The organism is Bdellovibrionota bacterium (genome assembly GCA_040386775.1).
Taxonomy (GTDB): Bacteria; Bdellovibrionota; Bdellovibrionia; order Bdellovibrionales; family JAEYZS01; genus JAEYZS01.
This window is the reverse complement of the sequence record JAZKEU010000012.1, coordinates 83549-100118: the sequence shown is the minus strand read 5'-3', so window position 1 is coordinate 100118 and position 16570 is coordinate 83549. Positions and strand designations below refer to the sequence as shown.

23 protein-coding genes are annotated in these 16570 nt (G+C 39.8%); all 23 read left to right on the top strand.

The features are described 5' to 3' along the window. Positions 1–4: 4 nt before the first annotated feature. Positions 5–4135, top strand: coding sequence for a DNA-directed RNA polymerase subunit beta' (rpoC, locus tag V4596_07215; GenBank protein MES2768921.1), 4131 nt, complete (start codon positions 5–7; stop codon positions 4133–4135). A 132-nt stretch (positions 4136–4267) separates the two neighbouring features. Then, a complete protein-coding gene (gene rpsL, locus V4596_07210; protein MES2768920.1) occupies positions 4268–4648 on the top strand; it encodes a 30S ribosomal protein S12 in 381 nt (126 codons plus the stop codon). Between the two features lie 59 nt (positions 4649–4707). Next, complete coding sequence (rpsG, locus tag V4596_07205) at positions 4708–5181, top strand: 30S ribosomal protein S7 (GenBank protein MES2768919.1); 474 nt, start codon at positions 4708–4710, stop codon at positions 5179–5181. Between the two features lie 318 nt (positions 5182–5499). Next, on the top strand, positions 5500–5829 hold the full coding sequence (locus V4596_07200; protein ID MES2768918.1) for a hypothetical protein: 330 nt from the start codon (positions 5500–5502) through the stop codon (positions 5827–5829). Positions 5830–5927: 98 nt separating this feature from the next. Beyond that, positions 5928–8024, top strand: a complete 2097-nt coding sequence (fusA, locus tag V4596_07195; GenBank protein MES2768917.1) for an elongation factor G — start codon at positions 5928–5930, stop codon at positions 8022–8024. Positions 8025–8364: 340 nt separating this feature from the next. Beyond that, positions 8365–8682, top strand: coding sequence for a 30S ribosomal protein S10 (gene rpsJ, locus V4596_07190; GenBank protein MES2768916.1), 318 nt, complete (start codon positions 8365–8367; stop codon positions 8680–8682). A 17-nt stretch (positions 8683–8699) separates the two neighbouring features. Continuing rightward, positions 8700–9404 carry a 50S ribosomal protein L3 gene (gene rplC, locus V4596_07185; GenBank protein MES2768915.1) on the top strand — a complete coding sequence of 235 codons (705 nt, stop codon included), beginning with the start codon at positions 8700–8702 and terminating at the stop codon, positions 9402–9404. Positions 9405–9412: 8 nt separating this feature from the next. Further along, positions 9413–10045, top strand: coding sequence for a 50S ribosomal protein L4 (gene rplD / locus V4596_07180; protein MES2768914.1), 633 nt, complete (start codon positions 9413–9415; stop codon positions 10043–10045). A gap of 2 nt (positions 10046–10047) precedes the next feature. Further along, positions 10048–10326, top strand: a complete 279-nt coding sequence (gene rplW, locus V4596_07175) for a 50S ribosomal protein L23 (protein MES2768913.1) — start codon at positions 10048–10050, stop codon at positions 10324–10326. Between the two features lie 2 nt (positions 10327–10328). Continuing rightward, a complete protein-coding gene (gene rplB, locus V4596_07170) occupies positions 10329–11147 on the top strand; it encodes a 50S ribosomal protein L2 (protein ID MES2768912.1) in 819 nt (272 codons plus the stop codon). 13 nt (positions 11148–11160) lie between these two features. Next, positions 11161–11445: a 30S ribosomal protein S19 gene (gene rpsS, locus V4596_07165; GenBank protein MES2768911.1), complete on the top strand. Its 285-nt coding sequence runs from the start codon at positions 11161–11163 to the stop codon at positions 11443–11445. Between the two features lie 12 nt (positions 11446–11457). Then, the gene (gene rplV, locus V4596_07160; protein MES2768910.1) at positions 11458–11790 is read left to right on the top strand and encodes a 50S ribosomal protein L22; all 333 of its coding nucleotides are present in this window, start codon (positions 11458–11460) and stop codon (positions 11788–11790) included. 3 nt (positions 11791–11793) lie between these two features. Next, the gene (gene rpsC, locus V4596_07155) at positions 11794–12453 is read left to right on the top strand and encodes a 30S ribosomal protein S3 (protein MES2768909.1); all 660 of its coding nucleotides are present in this window, start codon (positions 11794–11796) and stop codon (positions 12451–12453) included. Then, positions 12446–12853: a 50S ribosomal protein L16 gene (gene rplP / locus V4596_07150; protein ID MES2768908.1), complete on the top strand. Its 408-nt coding sequence runs from the start codon at positions 12446–12448 to the stop codon at positions 12851–12853. The genes rpsC and rplP overlap by 8 nt, the downstream gene beginning before the upstream one ends. A gap of 2 nt (positions 12854–12855) precedes the next feature. Next, a complete protein-coding gene (rpmC, locus tag V4596_07145) occupies positions 12856–13149 on the top strand; it encodes a 50S ribosomal protein L29 (GenBank protein ID MES2768907.1) in 294 nt (97 codons plus the stop codon). A 13-nt stretch (positions 13150–13162) separates the two neighbouring features. Then, positions 13163–13453, top strand: coding sequence for a 30S ribosomal protein S17 (gene rpsQ, locus V4596_07140; GenBank protein MES2768906.1), 291 nt, complete (start codon positions 13163–13165; stop codon positions 13451–13453). A 2-nt stretch (positions 13454–13455) separates the two neighbouring features. Beyond that, positions 13456–13824, top strand: coding sequence for a 50S ribosomal protein L14 (gene rplN / locus V4596_07135; protein ID MES2768905.1), 369 nt, complete (start codon positions 13456–13458; stop codon positions 13822–13824). A 12-nt stretch (positions 13825–13836) separates the two neighbouring features. Next, the gene (gene rplE, locus V4596_07130) at positions 13837–14376 is read left to right on the top strand and encodes a 50S ribosomal protein L5 (protein MES2768904.1); all 540 of its coding nucleotides are present in this window, start codon (positions 13837–13839) and stop codon (positions 14374–14376) included. Between the two features lie 8 nt (positions 14377–14384). After that, positions 14385–14690, top strand: a complete 306-nt coding sequence (gene rpsN / locus V4596_07125) for a 30S ribosomal protein S14 (protein MES2768903.1) — start codon at positions 14385–14387, stop codon at positions 14688–14690. A gap of 9 nt (positions 14691–14699) precedes the next feature. Further along, positions 14700–15089, top strand: a complete 390-nt coding sequence (rpsH, locus tag V4596_07120; protein MES2768902.1) for a 30S ribosomal protein S8 — start codon at positions 14700–14702, stop codon at positions 15087–15089. A gap of 6 nt (positions 15090–15095) precedes the next feature. Then, the gene (gene rplF, locus V4596_07115; protein ID MES2768901.1) at positions 15096–15638 is read left to right on the top strand and encodes a 50S ribosomal protein L6; all 543 of its coding nucleotides are present in this window, start codon (positions 15096–15098) and stop codon (positions 15636–15638) included. Between the two features lie 29 nt (positions 15639–15667). Beyond that, complete coding sequence (rplR, locus tag V4596_07110; protein ID MES2768900.1) at positions 15668–16033, top strand: 50S ribosomal protein L18; 366 nt, start codon at positions 15668–15670, stop codon at positions 16031–16033. A 56-nt stretch (positions 16034–16089) separates the two neighbouring features. Further along, positions 16090–16569 (top strand): 30S ribosomal protein S5, encoded by a 480-nt coding sequence (rpsE, locus tag V4596_07105; GenBank protein MES2768899.1) that lies wholly within the window; start codon positions 16090–16092, stop codon positions 16567–16569. Position 16570 lies beyond the last annotated feature (1 nt).

The window sequence follows — 16570 nt, the reverse complement described above, 5'->3', positions numbered from 1 at the left end:
TACCTTGAAAGATCTTTTAAATTTTTTCGACAAGCCAAAAGATCCTCTAGCATTTAATGCTGTTCGCATCTCAATTGCGTCTGCAGAAATGATTAGAAGCTGGTCATATGGTGAGGTTAAAAAACCGGAAACTATTAACTATCGTACATTCAAACCTGAGCGTGATGGTTTGTTCTGCGCTAAAATCTTTGGACCAATCAAAGACTACGAATGTCTATGTGGTAAGTACAAGAGAATGAAGTATCGTGGCGTAATTTGTGAGAAGTGTGGCGTTGAAGTTACACAATCTAAAGTACGTCGTGAAAGAATGGGTTCAATTGAACTCGCAACTCCTGTAGCACATATTTGGTTCTTAAGATCATTACCATCAAGAATTGGTAACGCGCTTAACATGACATTAAAAGACGTTGAACGCGTTCTTTATTGTGAAGCTTACGTTGTGACTGACCCTATGGAAACAACTCTAGAAGAATCTCAAGTTCTTTCAGAAGAAGCTTACCAAGCGGCATTAAATGAATTCGGTCCAAACTTCAAAGCTGGAATGGGTGGAGAATCTGTTCGTGAGCTTTTAAGAAAAGTGGATCCAGAATTCTTATCTCGTAAATTAAGAAAAGAAATCAAAGAAACTACATCTGAAGCTGCAACAAAAAAACTAACTAAACGTTTAAAAGTTGTAGAAGCATTTAAAGATTCAGTGAACAAGCCAGACTGGATGATGCTAGAAGTGATTCCAGTAATTCCTCCTGATCTTCGTCCACTAGTTCCACTTGATGGCGGAAGATTTGCGACATCTGACTTGAACGATCTTTATAGACGCGTAATCAACAGAAACAATCGTTTGAAGAGACTTCAAGAGTTAAACGCTCCAGAAATCATCATCAGAAACGAAAAGAGAATGTTGCAAGAAGCGGTTGATGCATTATTCGATAACGGTAGACGCGGAAAAGTATTTACTGGTCCAAACAAGAGACCATTAAGATCACTTTCAGACATGCTTAAAGGTAAGCAAGGTCGTTTCCGTCAAAACTTACTTGGTAAGCGTGTGGATTACTCTGGTCGTTCGGTGATCGTAGTAGGACCAACACTTAAGCTTCACCAATGTGGTCTTCCAAAGAAAATGGCTTTAGAATTATTTAAACCATTCGTTTATAATAAATTAGAAGAAAAAGGTTACGCTTCAACAATCAAGCAAGCTAAGAAATTAGTTGAGCAAGAAACAGTTGAAGTTTGGGATATCCTTTCTGAAGTGGTTCAAGAACATCCAGTGCTATTGAACAGAGCACCAACTCTTCACAGACTTGGCATTCAGGCGTTTGAACCCCTACTCCATGAAGGTAAAGCGATTCAGCTTCATCCATTGGTTTGTACAGCGTTCAACGCCGATTTCGATGGTGACCAAATGGCGGTTCACGTTCCACTTTCAATCGAAGCACAAGTTGAAGCTCGTGTTTTGATGATGTCTACGAACAACATTTTATCTCCTGCCAGCGGACGTCCGATCATCAACCCATCACAAGATATTATCTTGGGGATCTATTGGATGACGAGAATTCGCCCAGGCGCTAGAGGAAACGGCAGAGCATTCTCTTCAGTTGATGAAGTGATCCATGCTTTTGAGGACAAACAAGTTGATCTTCAAGCTGCAGTTAGAGTTCGTATCAATGGCGAAAGATTTGAAACAAGCGTAGGAAGAGCTATCTTGAGCGATATCGTTCCGGAAGAAGTTCCATTCGCATCAGTAAACAAAGTGATGACTAAAAAAGAAATCGCATCACTGATCGATAAATGTTTCAGGGTTGCAGGAGCGAAAGCGACTGTTCTTTTAGCTGATAAGATCATGCAACTTGGATTCCAGTTCTCTACAAAAGCTGGTATTTCAATTTGTATCGATGACATGTTGATTCCTGATAACAAACAAAAAATGATCGAAGATACAGAGAAGCAAATTACGGAAATCCGTCGTCAGTATGACGAAGGTTTGATCACGTTCGGTGAACGCTACAACAAAGTTGTGGACGTTTGGGCGCAAACTGGTGACCGCGTTGCTAAAGAAATGATGAAGAACATCGAGAAAGAAACTTTCATCGTAGACGGTAAGTCTGTTGAAGAAGCTTCATTCAACTCGATCTTCGTTATGGCTGACTCTGGAGCCAGAGGTTCTGCGGCTCAGATTCGTCAGTTAGCTGGTATGAGAGGTTTGATGGCGAAACCATCAGGTGAGATTATCGAATCTCCGATTACGGCAAACTTCCGTGAAGGTTTATCAACACTTCAATACTTTATTTCTACTCACGGAGCGCGTAAAGGTTTGGCCGATACAGCTCTTAAAACTGCAAACTCTGGTTACTTAACAAGAAGACTTGTAGATGTAGCTCAAGATTGCATCGTTGTTGAAGAAGATTGCGGAACACAAGACGGAATGACAATCACTCCATTAATGGAAGGTGGCGAGATCATTCAACCATTGGGCGAGAGAATTCTTGGCCGTGTTTGTATGGAAGACGTGACTCATCCTTACTCTAACGAAGTTCTCGTTGGCGCTGCGGAAGAGATTACGGAGAACCACTTAACTCAAATTGATGAAGCGGGTATTGAATCAGTTCATATTCGTTCAGTTCTTACATGTAAAACACTTCGTGGTGTTTGTATGAAGTGTTACGGCCGTGATTTATCACGCGGTAACATGGCAAACCTGGGTGAGACAGTAGGTATTATTGCTGCTCAATCCATCGGTGAACCAGGAACGCAGTTAACAATGAGAACATTCCATTTGGGTGGTACTGCAACTAGAGCAGTTGAACAATCAGTTCACGAAACTCGTCATGATGGAACATTGAAGTTCTCAAATATTATTGCTGTAGGAAACAAAGATAGCAAGCTCACTGTTATGAATAGAAATGGTGAGGTTATTGTTATCGATGCTACAGGAAGAGAAAGAGAAAGATTTAAAATCGTATACGGAGCTGTGTTGAACTTCAAAGAAGGAAGCATAGTAAAAGCGGGTCAAGTTGTTGCGGAATGGGATCCATACTCAAATCCGATTATCTCTGAGACAGGTGGAAGAATCTTGTTCAAGGATATCGAAGAAGGTGTGACTCTCGCAGAACAAGTGGATCCAGTGACTGGATTCTCAACAAAAGTAATTACTGAAGGTAAGGGCGGGGACATGAAACCTCGTATCGCTGTTGTTGATGAAAACGGAAACCCTAAGAAATTCTCAGGACGTGATGTCGATGTTCAGTACGTTATCCCAGTAGAAGCGCAGCTTCTAGTGACTGACGGAGAAGAAATCACAGCAGGTCAAATCATTGCAAAAATGCATAGAGAAACTTCTAAAACAAGAGACATCACGGGTGGTCTACCTAGAGTTGCTGAATTGTTTGAAGCACGTAAACCAAAAGAAGCTGCGATCATCACAGAGATCGATGGTTACGTTTCATTCGGTAAAGATTTAAAAGGTAAACAACGTGTGATCGTGACCCCTGAAGTTGGTGAACAAAAAGAATACCTCATCCCTAAAGGGAAGCATATTGCGGTAAGAGAAGGTGAATTCGTAAGAGCCGGTGAGGCCCTCATGGATGGACCAACGAACCCGCATGACGTATTGAGCGTACTTGGTGACAAAGAACTTGCTGGTTATATGTTGAATGAAATCCAAGAAGTTTACAGACTTCAAGGTGTGAGCATCAATGACAAGCATATCGAAGTTATCGTTCGTCAGATGCTTCGACGTGTAAAAGTTCTTGATGCTGGTGATACAGCGTTCTTACCTGGAGAGCAGATTGAAAAACCTGATTTCGAGGCAGAAAACGAAAGAGTAAGAGTTCTTGGTGGCCAATTGGCAACTGCAGAGCCATTATTGTTGGGTATCACTAAAGCTTCATTGAGTACTGAATCATGGATTTCAGCAGCTTCATTCCAAGAGACTACAAAAGTTCTTACGGAAGCAGCTCTTAAATCTAAGACAGATAACTTGAGAGGTCTAAAAGAGAACATCATCATGGGTCGTTTGATCCCTGCTGGAACAGGTCTACAAACGTATAAGACTTGGAAAATCATGGTGGAATCTAAGGACAATGACGTAGCTGCAAGCCTCCCATTCGCAATGGGTAATGCACAACAACCTCAGACGTAGGTTATTGCTTGGCTTAATCCTCAGAATAGGTAAAAAGTGCCCTAAATCGGGTACTTTTTAATTAGAATAGAAACTTGACGTGGGGGCTAATTTTGTATAATTTCCCCCAATTGATATAAACACGGAGTAAGAATGCCTACTATTAATCAGTTGATTAAAAAAGAAAGAAGCGCGCAGAAAGCTCGCTCAAAATCACCAGCTTTAAAACAATGCCCACAAAGAAGAGGCGTTTGTACAAGAGTTTATACAACAACTCCTAAGAAGCCAAATTCAGCTTTAAGAAAAGTTGCAAGAGTAAGATTGAGTAATGGTTACGAAGTAACTTCTTATATTCCAGGTGTTGGACACAACCTTCAAGAGCATAGCGTTGTTATGATCAGAGGCGGAAGAGTTAAAGATTTACCAGGTGTTAGATATCACATCATCAGAGGTATTCTAGATACTCAAGGCGTACAAGGTAGAGCAAACGGAAGATCAAAATACGGAACTAAGAAAGCTAAAAAAGCAGTTTAGCGCTTATAGCAGTGCTTACTCAAGTGAGCACTAATTATTAAATATAGAGGAAAATAAAAATGTCTCGTCGTAAAGGTAATTATAAAAGAGAAGTTCTCCCAGACCCAGTTTTTAATGATGTTACAATCACTAAATTCGTAAATACACTTATGGAAGGTGGGAAGAAAACTACAGCGCAAGGAATTTTGTATTCTGCATTTGATGAAATCAAAACTAAAGTTCCAGCTGAAGAACCATTAAGTGTTTTCAAGAAAGCTCTTGAGAATGTAAAACCATCTCTTGAAGTTAGATCAAGAAGAGTTGGTGGAGCGACTTACCAAGTTCCAGTAGATGTAAGACCAAACAGACGTCTTGCACTGGCAATGAGATGGATCGTTGAATACGCAAGAGCTCGTGGTGAAAAATCTATGGCTGCAAGATTAACTGGGGAACTAGTTGATGCTTACAACAAGCGTGGAAACTCTATCAAAAAGAGAGAAGACGTTCACAAAATGGCTGATGCAAACAAAGCATTCGCCCACTACAACTGGTAAAATTTCCGAATCTTTTGGTCCGTGGTCCGTGGACTGCGTTGCTTGGTCGGTCGGATACCTTAACGCGTATACCTCCCTCCCGCGCGCCTTGCCACGAACCAAAATATTCAGAAATTTAAAATCTACAAAGACCTCGGCAAAAGCTGGGGTTTTTTGTTTTTGGAAATAGGCTTTGTGTACTTCTCTATTAGAGACTTCTGTGTTCTCTGTCCTCACAAATTTAACATCAATAAAATCTAGAGTTGAAATCTTTCTAAATCGCAGGCATGAATTTCTCAATGAAATAAACAAAGACAGAATGTCTTTTATGGGGGATCAATGTTTAAGATTTTTTTAATTACAATGTTCTTAGCTCAAGGTGTGTTTGCGCAACAAAGTGTTCAAGTTGTTATTGATGGGGATAGATATTATTGTTCTCAAGATTCTAGTGAAGGTGGTTCTGCTTTATGTAAGCAAGCATCAAGCTCATTCAGTCAAGAGTTTGAGGCATGTAAATCAGCTACAAATAACCCGTCATACTGCTTTGATAAGGCATACGGTAAAGTGAGCGAGAAGGATAAAGAATGTCCTGAGGTTAAAGTTGCATGTAATAACACGTGTAAGCTGGCAACAAACAATCCCTCGTATTGTTATGATAAATGCTTCTAAATTAAAAGTTCAATTTACTTGAAATATTCCAAGTTCTTAATTAATTTCTATACTTTAGAGAAATTCAGAAGACAATATTGAAAACTTGGAGTTATCCCGTGTCGTTTTTAGACCCCAAAAATCGTGATGAGTTAAGGTGGACCCGTAATATCGGGATCATGGCTCATATTGATGCCGGGAAAACTACAACTACCGAAAGGATTCTCTACTACACAGGTCGTAATTATAAAGTGGGCGAAGTTCACGAAGGTAATACTACGATGGACTGGATGGAGCAGGAGCAAGAGCGTGGAATCACGATCACTGCAGCTGCAACAACAACTCAATGGAAAGACTACCGAATCAATATCATCGATACCCCAGGACATGTGGATTTCACAATTGAAGTAGAAAGATCTCTTAGAGTTCTCGATGGTGCTATCGCTGTGTTCGATGCCGTTAACGGTGTTGAGCCACAATCTGAAACTGTTTGGAGACAAGCAGATAAGCATAAAGTTCCAAGAATTTGTTTCGTAAATAAAATGGATAGAGTTGGCGCTGATTACAAAATGTCTTACGAAAGTATCGTTTCAAAATTAGCAGCGAATCCTGTTCCTGTGCAAATGCCATTGGGCGCGGAAGATCAATATAAAGGCGTCATTGATCTTATGAATATGAAAGCGCAAATCTGGCAAGGCGATGGCGTAGATGCAAAATTCTCAGAGCAGCCCATTCCAGAAGATTTAAAAGCGGACGCTACTGAAGCCAGAAATTTCATGATCGAAAAGATCGCAGACCTTGATGATAAATTAATGGAAAAATATTTAGGCGGTGAGGAGCCAACCGTTGCAGAGTTGAAAGCCGTACTTCGAGCAGCAACAATTGCACTCAAAGCTTTTCCTGTGTTCTGTGGATCTGCATTTAAAAATAAAGGCGTTCAATCATTACTCGATGGAGTAATTGATTATCTTCCAAGCCCAATTGAAGTTCCAGACATGGAAGGTATGGACGTAAAAGATCACGACAAAAAAATCCTTTGTAAAACAGACTTCGATGAAGAGCCCGTAGCACTTGCTTTCAAGCTCATGACGGATTCTTACGGAGTACTCACATTCATTCGCGTTTACTCAGGAGTTATTGCGCCAGGAAGTTATTTATTAAATCCAGGTAAAGACAAAAAAGAAAGAATTTCAAACATCGTAAAGATGCACGCCAACTCTCGCGAAGAAGTAAAAGAATTAAAAGCTGGAGACATTGGAGCAGTGCTAGGTCTTAAGTACACTTACACTGGAGACACAATCTGTTCGACAAAGCGTCCGGTGCTTTTAGAAAATATTAAATTCCCAGAGCCAGTGATTTCATCTGCTATCGAAGCAAAATCTATTGAAGATCAGAAAAAACTTGTTGATGCGCTTATAAAGCTTCAGCAAGAAGATCCATCTTTTAGAGTGAGAAATGATGCAGAGACTGGACAACAATTGATTTCAGGAATGGGAGAGCTCCATTTAGAAATTATTGTTGATAGGCTGAAGCGCGAACACAAAGTGAACGTTAATCAAGGTAAGCCTCAAGTTTCATACAGAGAAGCGATCACAAAAGCTGCGACGGCAGAAGGTAAGTTCATTCGCCAATCAGGTGGGCATGGACAATACGGCGATTGCACAATTAAAATTGAACCTCTCGAGCAAGGAAAAGGCTTCATTTTTAAAAACGACATCAAGCAAGGAACGATCCCTGCGGAATTTATTCCGGCTATTGAACAGGGCGTTAGAGAATCCATGGAAAACGGGGTTTTGGCGGGTTATCAGGTCAATGATGTTAAGGTTACATTATTACATGGCAGCTTCCATGAAGTGGATTCTTCAGAAGTGGCCTTCAAAATTGCCGGCAGTATGGCGTTTAAAGAAGCTGCAAGAAACGCCGGACCACAGCTTTTAGAGCCTATTTCCCGCTTAGAAATTATTACTCCGGAAGAGTTTATGGGCTCAATCATCGGTGATTTGAACTCTCGTCGCGGAAAGGTCCATCGCATGGATCCTCGCGGAAATGCTCAGGTTATTAAGGCTGAGGCTCCGTTAGCAACGCTTTTTGGATACGCTACAGACATCAGATCTATGAGCCAAGGGCGCGCGACATTCACCCTAGAGCCAAGCCATTACGCTCCTGTTCCTTCTAAGATTCAGGAAGAGATTTTGACCCGCTTGGGTAGGATTTAAAGGCATCCTGCCTGAAAAGGGCTTTGCCCTTTTGAACCCATTTCGACCGGCCATCGTGGCCGTTCGATCAAGGTTTTTGAGAAGAGTAAGAATTATTTAAAATATTATTTTTTCTCTTTGACAATTTTCACCCCGAAAGTGCATATTTGCCAATTCGTACGGGTTATAGACCTTTACTATTCTCAGAAATCAATGCCGCCCAGGTGTTTTTCCTGCAAGTCTTTTCGAAGATTTAAACAGGGAAAAAGACATCGATGGGTGGAATTTACTTTGGATAGAGTAAATATTTTTTGAGGAAATGTTTTTTGAAAACATAAAATTAGAGCAATAAGGATAAGATATGCAAAGTCAGAAAATTCGAATTCGTTTAAAAGCTTTCGATCATAAACTTCTCGATCAATCAACGAAGGAAATCGTAGATACAGCAAGAAGAACTGGTGCAAGAGTAGCGGGCCCAATCCCTCTTCCGACTCGTATCAACAGATACACAGTTTTGAGATCGCCACACGTTGATAAAAAATCAAGAGAACAATTCGAAATCAGAACACACAAAAGATTGCTCGACATTTTAGAACCATCACAACAAACAGTAGACCAACTCATGAAGTTAGATCTATCTGCTGGTGTAGATGTAGAAATCAAGTTGTCAGTGGTATAGGCCTGAGGAGATAAGCAATGACTGAACAAGAAGTAACAACAGAAGAAACTAATACAGAAGCAGCTGCTCCTTCGCAAGACAAGCAAAGCAATGAGCTTAAGCTTGATGGGATCTATGCTTTCAAAATGGGTATGATGACTATTTATGGTGATGACGGAGCGGTTATACCTGTGACTGCATTAAAATACGATCCATTATTTGTTTCGCAAGTTAAAACAAAAGAAAAAGACGGATACGAAGCAGTTCAAGTATCTTTCAAGCCAAAGCCAGCGAGAACTTCAAACAACGCTGAACTTACTCTTTGCAGAAAGGCTGGATTCGAAAATGCAGCTTATTTTTCAAAAGAAGTAAGGCAGGCACTTCCAGAAGGTGTAACGGTTGGGCAAAAAGTTTCAATCGACTCTCTTCCAAAAGGCACAAGCGTTAGAATCGTAGCTAAGTCCAAAGGACGTGGATTCACTGGCGTTATGAAAAGACATAACTTCAAAGGCGGTCCTGCAGCCCATGGTTCTAAGTTCCACAGAAAGCCAGGTTCAGTGGGTATGAGAACATGGCCGGGTAGAGTTCTAAAAGGTAGAAAGCTTCCGGGTCAATTCGGTGACGAACAAACAACAGTTAAAAATGTACAAATCGTGGATGTTATCCCAAGCGAAAACGTTATTTTAGTAAAGGGGCCGGTTCCAGGAGCTATGAACACCCTTGTAAGATTGATGAAAGAGTAGGACTTATTATGGCAATCAAATTACCTGTATTAGGTTGGAACAAAAAAGAAGTTGGAGAAGTTTCTGTACCAAAAGAAATCTTCGGTGCGGACGTTAGAAAAGATATTCTTCAAGTTGTAGTAAAATGGCAGTTAGCTTGCCGTAGACAAGGCACTCACAGCACTCTTGAAAAAGGCGATGTTCGTGGTGGCGGAAAAAAGCCGTTTAAGCAAAAAGGAACTGGTAACGCTCGTCAGGGTTCTAGTAGATCTCCATTGAATCCGGGTGGAGGAGTAATCTTTGGACCAAAACCAAGAGATTATTCTTACAGCTTGCCTAAGCAACTAAAAAAAGCAGGGTTAAGATCAGCGCTTTCATACCTACATAAAGAAGGAAGATTTTTTGTTGTAAAAGATATGACTTCTAAAGAAGGTAAAGCAAAAGAACTTGCAACAAGATTACAAGAGTTCGGAGTAGCAAAAGCATTATTGGTTGACCAAACTGCTGATGTAAAATTCGCAAGAGCTACTCGTAACCTCAAAAATTATAGATACACAAAAGTTGATGGATTGAATGTATTCGATCTATTAAAGTACGACGCAGCCGTTGTTACAGAGTCTTCTCTTGAGAAGATTTTGGCTCGCTGTGGAGAAGGGAAATAGTCATGTTTGATATTATCAAGCGTCCTCTCGTAACAGAAAAAAACACAGTTTATTCAGCAATGAACACTTATGTTTTTGAAGTTGATAAGAAGGCTGACAAAAAACAAATTAAAGTAGCTATTGAAAAAGCGTTCAACGTAAAAGTTGACGAAGTTAGAACACAGATTTGCCGTAATAGAGCCAGAAGAACTGGAGCTAAAGTGAGTGCTGTCCGTTATTGGAAAAAAGCATTTGTTAAGCTTCAAGATGGTGAAAAAATCGGTCTGTTTGAGGGAGCATAAAGATGGGCATCAAGACATACCGTCCAACCACAGATTCTAGAAGACACATGACTGGTTTTGATTTCTCTGAAATCACAAAAGATAAACCAGAAAAGTCACTGACGTCGAAGTTGATGAAGAACGCGGGTAGAAATAACCACGGTCAAATTACAGTAAGACATCAAGGTGGCGGTCATAAAAGAAAATATAGATTAGTAGATTTCAAAAGAGTTAAGACTGATATTCCGGCAAAGGTTGCAGCAATTGAATACGATCCAAACAGATCAGTTCGTATCGCTTTGATCAGCTATGCTGACGGGGAAAAGGCTTATATTTTAGCTCCAGTTGGATTGAGTGTGGGTGATCAGGTAATCTCTAGCGAAACAGCGGATATCAAGCCTGGAAATTCACTAAAATTAGAAAGTATCCCAGTTGGTACAATCATTCATGGAATCGAAGTGAGACCTGGAAAAGGTGCTCAAATCGTTCGTTCTGCTGGGAGTGGAGCATCTCTGGTTTCTAAAGAAGGGCAATACTGTTTAGTAAAATTACCTTCTGGTGAAGTCAGAAAAATCCTTAGTGTTTGCAGAGCTGCAATCGGACAATTAGGAAATACAGATCACGAAAATATTAAAATTGGTAAAGCAGGAAGAAACCGTTGGAAAGGTATTAGACCTTCAGTTCGCGGTATGGCGATGAACCCAGTTGATCACCCACTCGGTGGTGGTGAAGGTGTTGGTAAAGGTCACCATCCGGTAACTCCTTGGGGGCAACCTTGCAGGGGTTATAAAACTAGAAACAATAAGCGTACAAATACGTTTATTGTTAAGAGACGTAAATAAGGGAGAATGAAAAGTGGCTAGATCGATAAAAAAAGGTCCATTTGTAGACCAACATGTACTTAAAAAAATTAATACTGCAAATGACACTAACAATAAAAAAGTTATTAAAACTTGGTCACGTCGTTCAGTGATCATCCCTGATGCTGTCGGATTAACATTCGCAGTTCACAACGGGAAAAAGTTTATCCCTGTTTACATTACAGAAAACATGATTGGACACAAACTTGGTGAATTTGCACCAACTAGAACATTCCATGGTCACTCTGCGGTTAAAAAAGCAGAAGTAACGAAGTCGTAAAGGTAAGGAAAAATGGAAGTAAAAGCTTATTTAAGATTTGCAAGAGTGAGTGCGCAGAAGGCAAGACTAGTTGCTGATCTGGTGCGTGGAAAAGATGTTAACGAGGCTCTTAAGACGTTGTCATTCACAAATAAAAAATCTGCATTGATGATGAAAAAACTGATCGAGTCTGCTGTAGCAAACGCAGAACAAAAACAAGTTATCGATGTGGATAATTTATTCGTAAAACACATCTCGGTTGATGCTGGCCCACATATCAAAAGATATATGCCAAGAGCACAAGGTAGAGCAGCAGAGATCAGAAAAAGAACCGCACACATCAACTTAGCATTGGAAGAGAGGTAATTCGTGGGTCAAAAGGTTAATCCAATTGGTTTACGCGTAGGCGTTATTAGAACTTGGGATTCTCGTTGGTTTGCTAAAGGCAATTTGTATGCTCAGCAGGTTCATGAAGATTTCAAACTAAGAAAATACATAAAAGCAAAATTAAAACACGCTGGTGTTGCTCGTATTGAAATGGAAAGAGCAGCTAATAAAGTGAAGATTGTAATCTCAACAGCTCGTCCAGGTGTTGTTATCGGCAAAAAAGGAACTGGAATTGATCAGTTAAAAGCTGAAGTTCAAAAGCTGACAAAGAATGAAGTGTTTTTGAACATTCACGAAGTTCGTAAGCCAGATATGGATGCACAATTGATTTCAGAAAACATCGCTCTTCAATTAGAAAAGCGTATTTCTTGGAGAAGAGCTGTTAAAAAAGCTATTCAAGCGGGAATTAAAGTTGGTGTAAGAGGAATTAAAATTAAAGTTGGCGGAAGACTTGATGGTGCAGAAATCGCAAGAGTTGAATGGTACAACGAAAAGTCTGTTCCATTGCACACATTGAGAGCGGATATTGATTATGGAACAGCAGAAGCTTTAACAACATACGGTTTAATTGGAGTTAAAGTTTGGGTTTACAAAGGTGATATTTTAACTGCTAAGGAAGTTTCGGAGGGCAGCCGTGCTTAGTCCAAAAAGAGTAAAACATAGAAAACAACATAAAGGCAGAAGAAAAGGTATTGCTCACAGAGGGAGTACTTTGAATTTTGGAGATTTTGGTCTTCAAACTGTTGAAGATGGTTGGATTACTGATCGTCAAATTGAAGCAAGTCGTATTGCTATCAGCCGCTCTATCAAAAGAGGCGGAAAAGTTTGGATCAGAATTTTCCCAGATAAATCTGTAACAAAAAAACCAGCTGAAACTCGTATGGGTAGCGGTAAAGGTAATCCGGAATTTTGGGTTGCTTCAGTAAGACCAGGAAGAATCCTGTTTGAAATGAACGGTGTAACAAGAGAACAAGCTTTTGAAGCTTTCAGACTCGCGGGGCACAAGCTTCCTTTAAAAACTAGATTCCTTGAGAGAGAATAATTATGGAAAACAAAGAAATTAAAAACTTATCGTTAGAACAACTGAACAAGAAGGCTCAAGAAGTTAGAAAAAGCTTATTTGAGTTACGTATGAAGAACACGGTTGGACAATTGAACAATCCAATCCAAATCAGAGATACAAGAAAGACAGTTGCTAGAATTATGACAGCTATCATAGCCGCTAAAAATGCAGCACCAGTTGCAAAGAAAGCTCCGAAAGCTGCTCCTAAAGCAAAAGCTCCTAATAAAAGCGGAACGAAAAAAGTTACTAAAACTAAAAAAGTTACTAAGAAATAAAAGGTGAATGAATATGTCGTCAGCTCATACACATACTGAAGGTAGAGGAAGAAGAAACGAGAGAACTGGAGTCGTTGTTAGCGATAAGGCTGATAAAACGATTAAAGTTGAGATTGACCGTTTGGTTAAGCACACTCGTTACGGAAAATACATGAGATCACACGCTAAATTTACAGCTCATGATGAGAAAAATGAAGCAAAAATGGGTGATAAAGTTTTGATCGTAGAAACTCGTCCTTTGAGCAAAACAAAAAGATGGAAGCTTGTATCTGTAATTGAAAAATCAGTTCAAGAGGGAGTGTAATCATGATTCAGATGCAAACTCGTTTAAAGGTTGCTGACAACTCTGGTGCAAAGGAAGTCCAATGCATTAAAGTTATCGGTGGATCTAAGAGAAGAACAGCTTCAGTAGGGGACATCATTGTTGTTTCTATTAAAGAAGCTCTTCCTAATTCAAAAGTAAAAAAAGGTGACGTTGCTAAGGCTGTGATTGTTAGAACAATTCACAAGGTTCGTAGAGTGGATGGAAGTTACATCCGTTTTGATGACAACTCAGCAGTATTAATTAAAGCAGATAAAGAACCAATCGGGACACGTATTTTCGGCCCCGTAGCAAGAGAACTTAGAGCGAAGCAATTCGTGAAGATTATTTCTCTAGCTCCAGAAGTGTTATAAGGAAGGTAAGCAGTGAACCGTTTACAAGAAAAATATAGAAAAGAAGTAGTTCCTGGTTTGCAAAAGGAATTTCAATTTAAGAGCGCGATGCAAGTTCCAAAATTGGATAAAATCGTTATCAACATGTGTGTTGGTGAAGCGACTAAAAATCCAAAGTTGATTGAAATTGCAGTAGCTGAATTAACTCAAATTACTGGTCAAAAGCCAGTTATCGCTAGAGCTAAGAAAGCTATCTCAAACTTTAAATTGAGAGAGGGAATGCCAATTGGTTGCTACGTAACTTTGAGACGTGAGAAAATGTGGGCATTCATTGATCGTTTAGTGAATCTTGCTTTACCACGCGTAAGAGATTTCAAAGGCGTTTCTGCAAAAGGTTTTGACGGCCGCGGGAACTACAACATGGGTTTAAAAGAACAGATCGTATGGCCGGAAATTAATTTCGACAGAGTAGATCAAACTCGTGGAATGAACATTACAATTTGTACAACAGCTAACAACGATGACCAAGGTAAAGCGCTACTAACAGCCCTTGGCGTTCCATTTAGACAGTAGGAGAGACTGTGGCTAAAAAATCAATGATCGTAAAAAATGAAAAGAAAGCTGCATCGGCAGATAAGTTTAGAAAAGTTCGCGCAGAACTTAGAAAAGTTATCAAAAGCCCAAGCACTACACCTGAAGCTAGACATGAAGCTCAAGTGAAACTTGGAAGCCTTCCGCGCAGATCTCTTTCAACACAAGTGAACAACCGTTGTAAAATTACAGGTCGTCCACGAGGTTTTTTAAGAAAATTCCAAATGTCTAGAATCGCGTTTAGAGAAAATGCAAGCCGTGGGATGCTCCCAGGCGTAATCAAAGCTAGCTGGTAAGAGGAAAATATGGATTCAGTATCAAACTTCATTACAAGAATTAGAAATGCATCAGATGCAAAGCACACGAAAGTGGATATTCCTTCTTCTAACGAAAGAAAAGGGATTGCGGAGCTTCTAAAAAAAGAAGGTTTCATCAGAAACTTCAAAGTTGTTGCAGATGATAAACAAGGAATGATGAGAGTTTACCTTAAGTACAACGACAAAGGTGAGCCCGCAATCAACACAATTAAAAGAATGAGCCGTCCTGGAAGACGTTACTACATCGGTTACGATAAAATCGAAAAAGTAAGATCTGGTTACGGAGTATCTGTATTGAGCACTAACAAAGGTATCGTTAGCGGAACTGACGCTGAAAAGCTAAAAGTTGGCGGCGAATATCTATTAAAGATTTGGTAGGATTTTATGTCACGTATTGGAAGATCACCGGTTATTTTCGATAAGGCAGTTCAGGTTACAATCACTCCAGCTAATGAAGTGGTAGTAAAAGGTGCGAAGTCTACAGAGAAAGTGCCAATGAGAAAAGAAATTAAGGCAACTGTTAACGGTCAAGAAATCGTTTTCACTAGAGCAAATGAATTGAAGCCAACTAAAGCCCTTCACGGTCTTTACAGAGCATTAGTTCAAAACGCAGTAACTGGTGTAACAAAAGGTTTCACTAAATCTTTAGATCTAGTGGGCGTTGGTTACAGAGCTGGTGTTAAAGGAAAACAACTTGAAATGACTTTGGGATTTAGCCATCCGATCATTTTCGATATTCCAGCGGGAATCGAAATTAAAGTTGAAAAGCAAACCCACGTTGATGTTATCGGTTCAAACCGTGCATTGGTTGGTCAAGTTGCTGCAAAAATTAGAGGATTCAAGCCGCCAGAGCCGTACCTCGGTAAAGGTGTGAAATATTCAGACGAAGTTATCCGCAAAAAAGCTGGTAAGGCTGCTGGTAAGTAATTTTAGAAAAATAATAAAGGTAGAACATTATGAGATTAAGATTAAAAAATAAAACTGCGAAAAAAAGAGCAGATAGAATCAAAAAGAAACAAAGAGTAAGAAAGAAAATCTTTGGTACAGCTGAAAGACCAAGACTCTGCGTTTATAAATCTTTGAGATACATCACGGCTCAAATCGTGGACGACGACACAAGCAAAACTTTGATCTCTATGTCTACTAAAGATCTAAAGTCTACTAACAATCTTGAATCGGCTAAAGCTCTTGGAAAAGAGTTCGGCAAGAAAGTATTAGACACAAAAGTTAAAGCAGTTGTTTTTGATAGAAACGGATTTTTATACCACGGTCGTATTAAAGCTTTTGCAGATGCTGCAAGAGAAGCCGGCCTACAGTTTTAATAAATATATGATACTAAGAACGATAGTTCTTGGGGCATTCAGAGGAGAATTAAAGAGTGAGCACTACTGAAAATAAAGAATTACAAGAAAGAGTTGTTTCTATTAGCCGTGTTGCAAAAGTTGTAAAAGGCGGAAGAAGATTCTCTTTCTCAGCACTTGTTGTTGTTGGAGATGGTTCAGGAAAAGTTGGTTATTCTCTAGGAAAAGCAAACGAAGTTCCAGAGGCTATCGGTAAAGCAACTCGTGGAGCAAAAAAACTACTACAGCAAGTTCAAGTTGTTGAAGGAACAATTCCACACGAAGTAGTTGGAAAATTTGGTGCAGCTAAAGTTCTCCTTATGCCGGCAAAACCAGGTACTGGTGTTATCGCGGGTGGAGCTGTTAGAGCTGTTCTAGAAACTGCTGGAATTAAAAATATTCTTACAAAGTGTGTAGGCACAACAAACCCTCATAATGCTTTAAGAGCAACTATCGATGGCCTAGCACAATTAAGAACTGCTAAAGAAATTTATGCATTAAGAGGAAAAGAGGAATAGT

Bases quoted from the DNA above. Each gene is read 5' to 3' on its own strand.
- rplB (MES2768912.1), top strand. From the start codon at position 10,329: ATGGGCATCAAGACATACCGTCCAACCACAGATTCTAGAAGACACATG.
- rpsQ (MES2768906.1), top strand. From the start codon at position 13,163: ATGTCGTCAGCTCATACACATACTGAAGGTAGAGGAAGAAGAAACGAG.
- rplW (MES2768913.1), top strand. From the start codon at position 10,048: ATGTTTGATATTATCAAGCGTCCTCTCGTAACAGAAAAAAACACAGTT.
- rpmC (MES2768907.1), top strand. From the start codon at position 12,856: ATGGAAAACAAAGAAATTAAAAACTTATCGTTAGAACAACTGAACAAG.
- rplR (MES2768900.1), top strand. From the start codon at position 15,668: ATGAGATTAAGATTAAAAAATAAAACTGCGAAAAAAAGAGCAGATAGA.
- rplV (MES2768910.1), top strand. From the start codon at position 11,458: ATGGAAGTAAAAGCTTATTTAAGATTTGCAAGAGTGAGTGCGCAGAAG.
- rplC (MES2768915.1), top strand. From the start codon at position 8,700: ATGACTGAACAAGAAGTAACAACAGAAGAAACTAATACAGAAGCAGCT.
- rplF (MES2768901.1), top strand. From the start codon at position 15,096: ATGTCACGTATTGGAAGATCACCGGTTATTTTCGATAAGGCAGTTCAG.
- rplD (MES2768914.1), top strand. From the start codon at position 9,413: ATGGCAATCAAATTACCTGTATTAGGTTGGAACAAAAAAGAAGTTGGA.
- V4596_07200 (MES2768918.1), top strand. From the start codon at position 5,500: ATGTTTAAGATTTTTTTAATTACAATGTTCTTAGCTCAAGGTGTGTTT.
- rplN (MES2768905.1), top strand. From the start codon at position 13,456: ATGATTCAGATGCAAACTCGTTTAAAGGTTGCTGACAACTCTGGTGCA.
- rpsH (MES2768902.1), top strand. From the start codon at position 14,700: ATGGATTCAGTATCAAACTTCATTACAAGAATTAGAAATGCATCAGAT.
- rpsL (MES2768920.1), top strand. From the start codon at position 4,268: ATGCCTACTATTAATCAGTTGATTAAAAAAGAAAGAAGCGCGCAGAAA.
- rpsJ (MES2768916.1), top strand. From the start codon at position 8,365: ATGCAAAGTCAGAAAATTCGAATTCGTTTAAAAGCTTTCGATCATAAA.
- rpsG (MES2768919.1), top strand. From the start codon at position 4,708: ATGTCTCGTCGTAAAGGTAATTATAAAAGAGAAGTTCTCCCAGACCCA.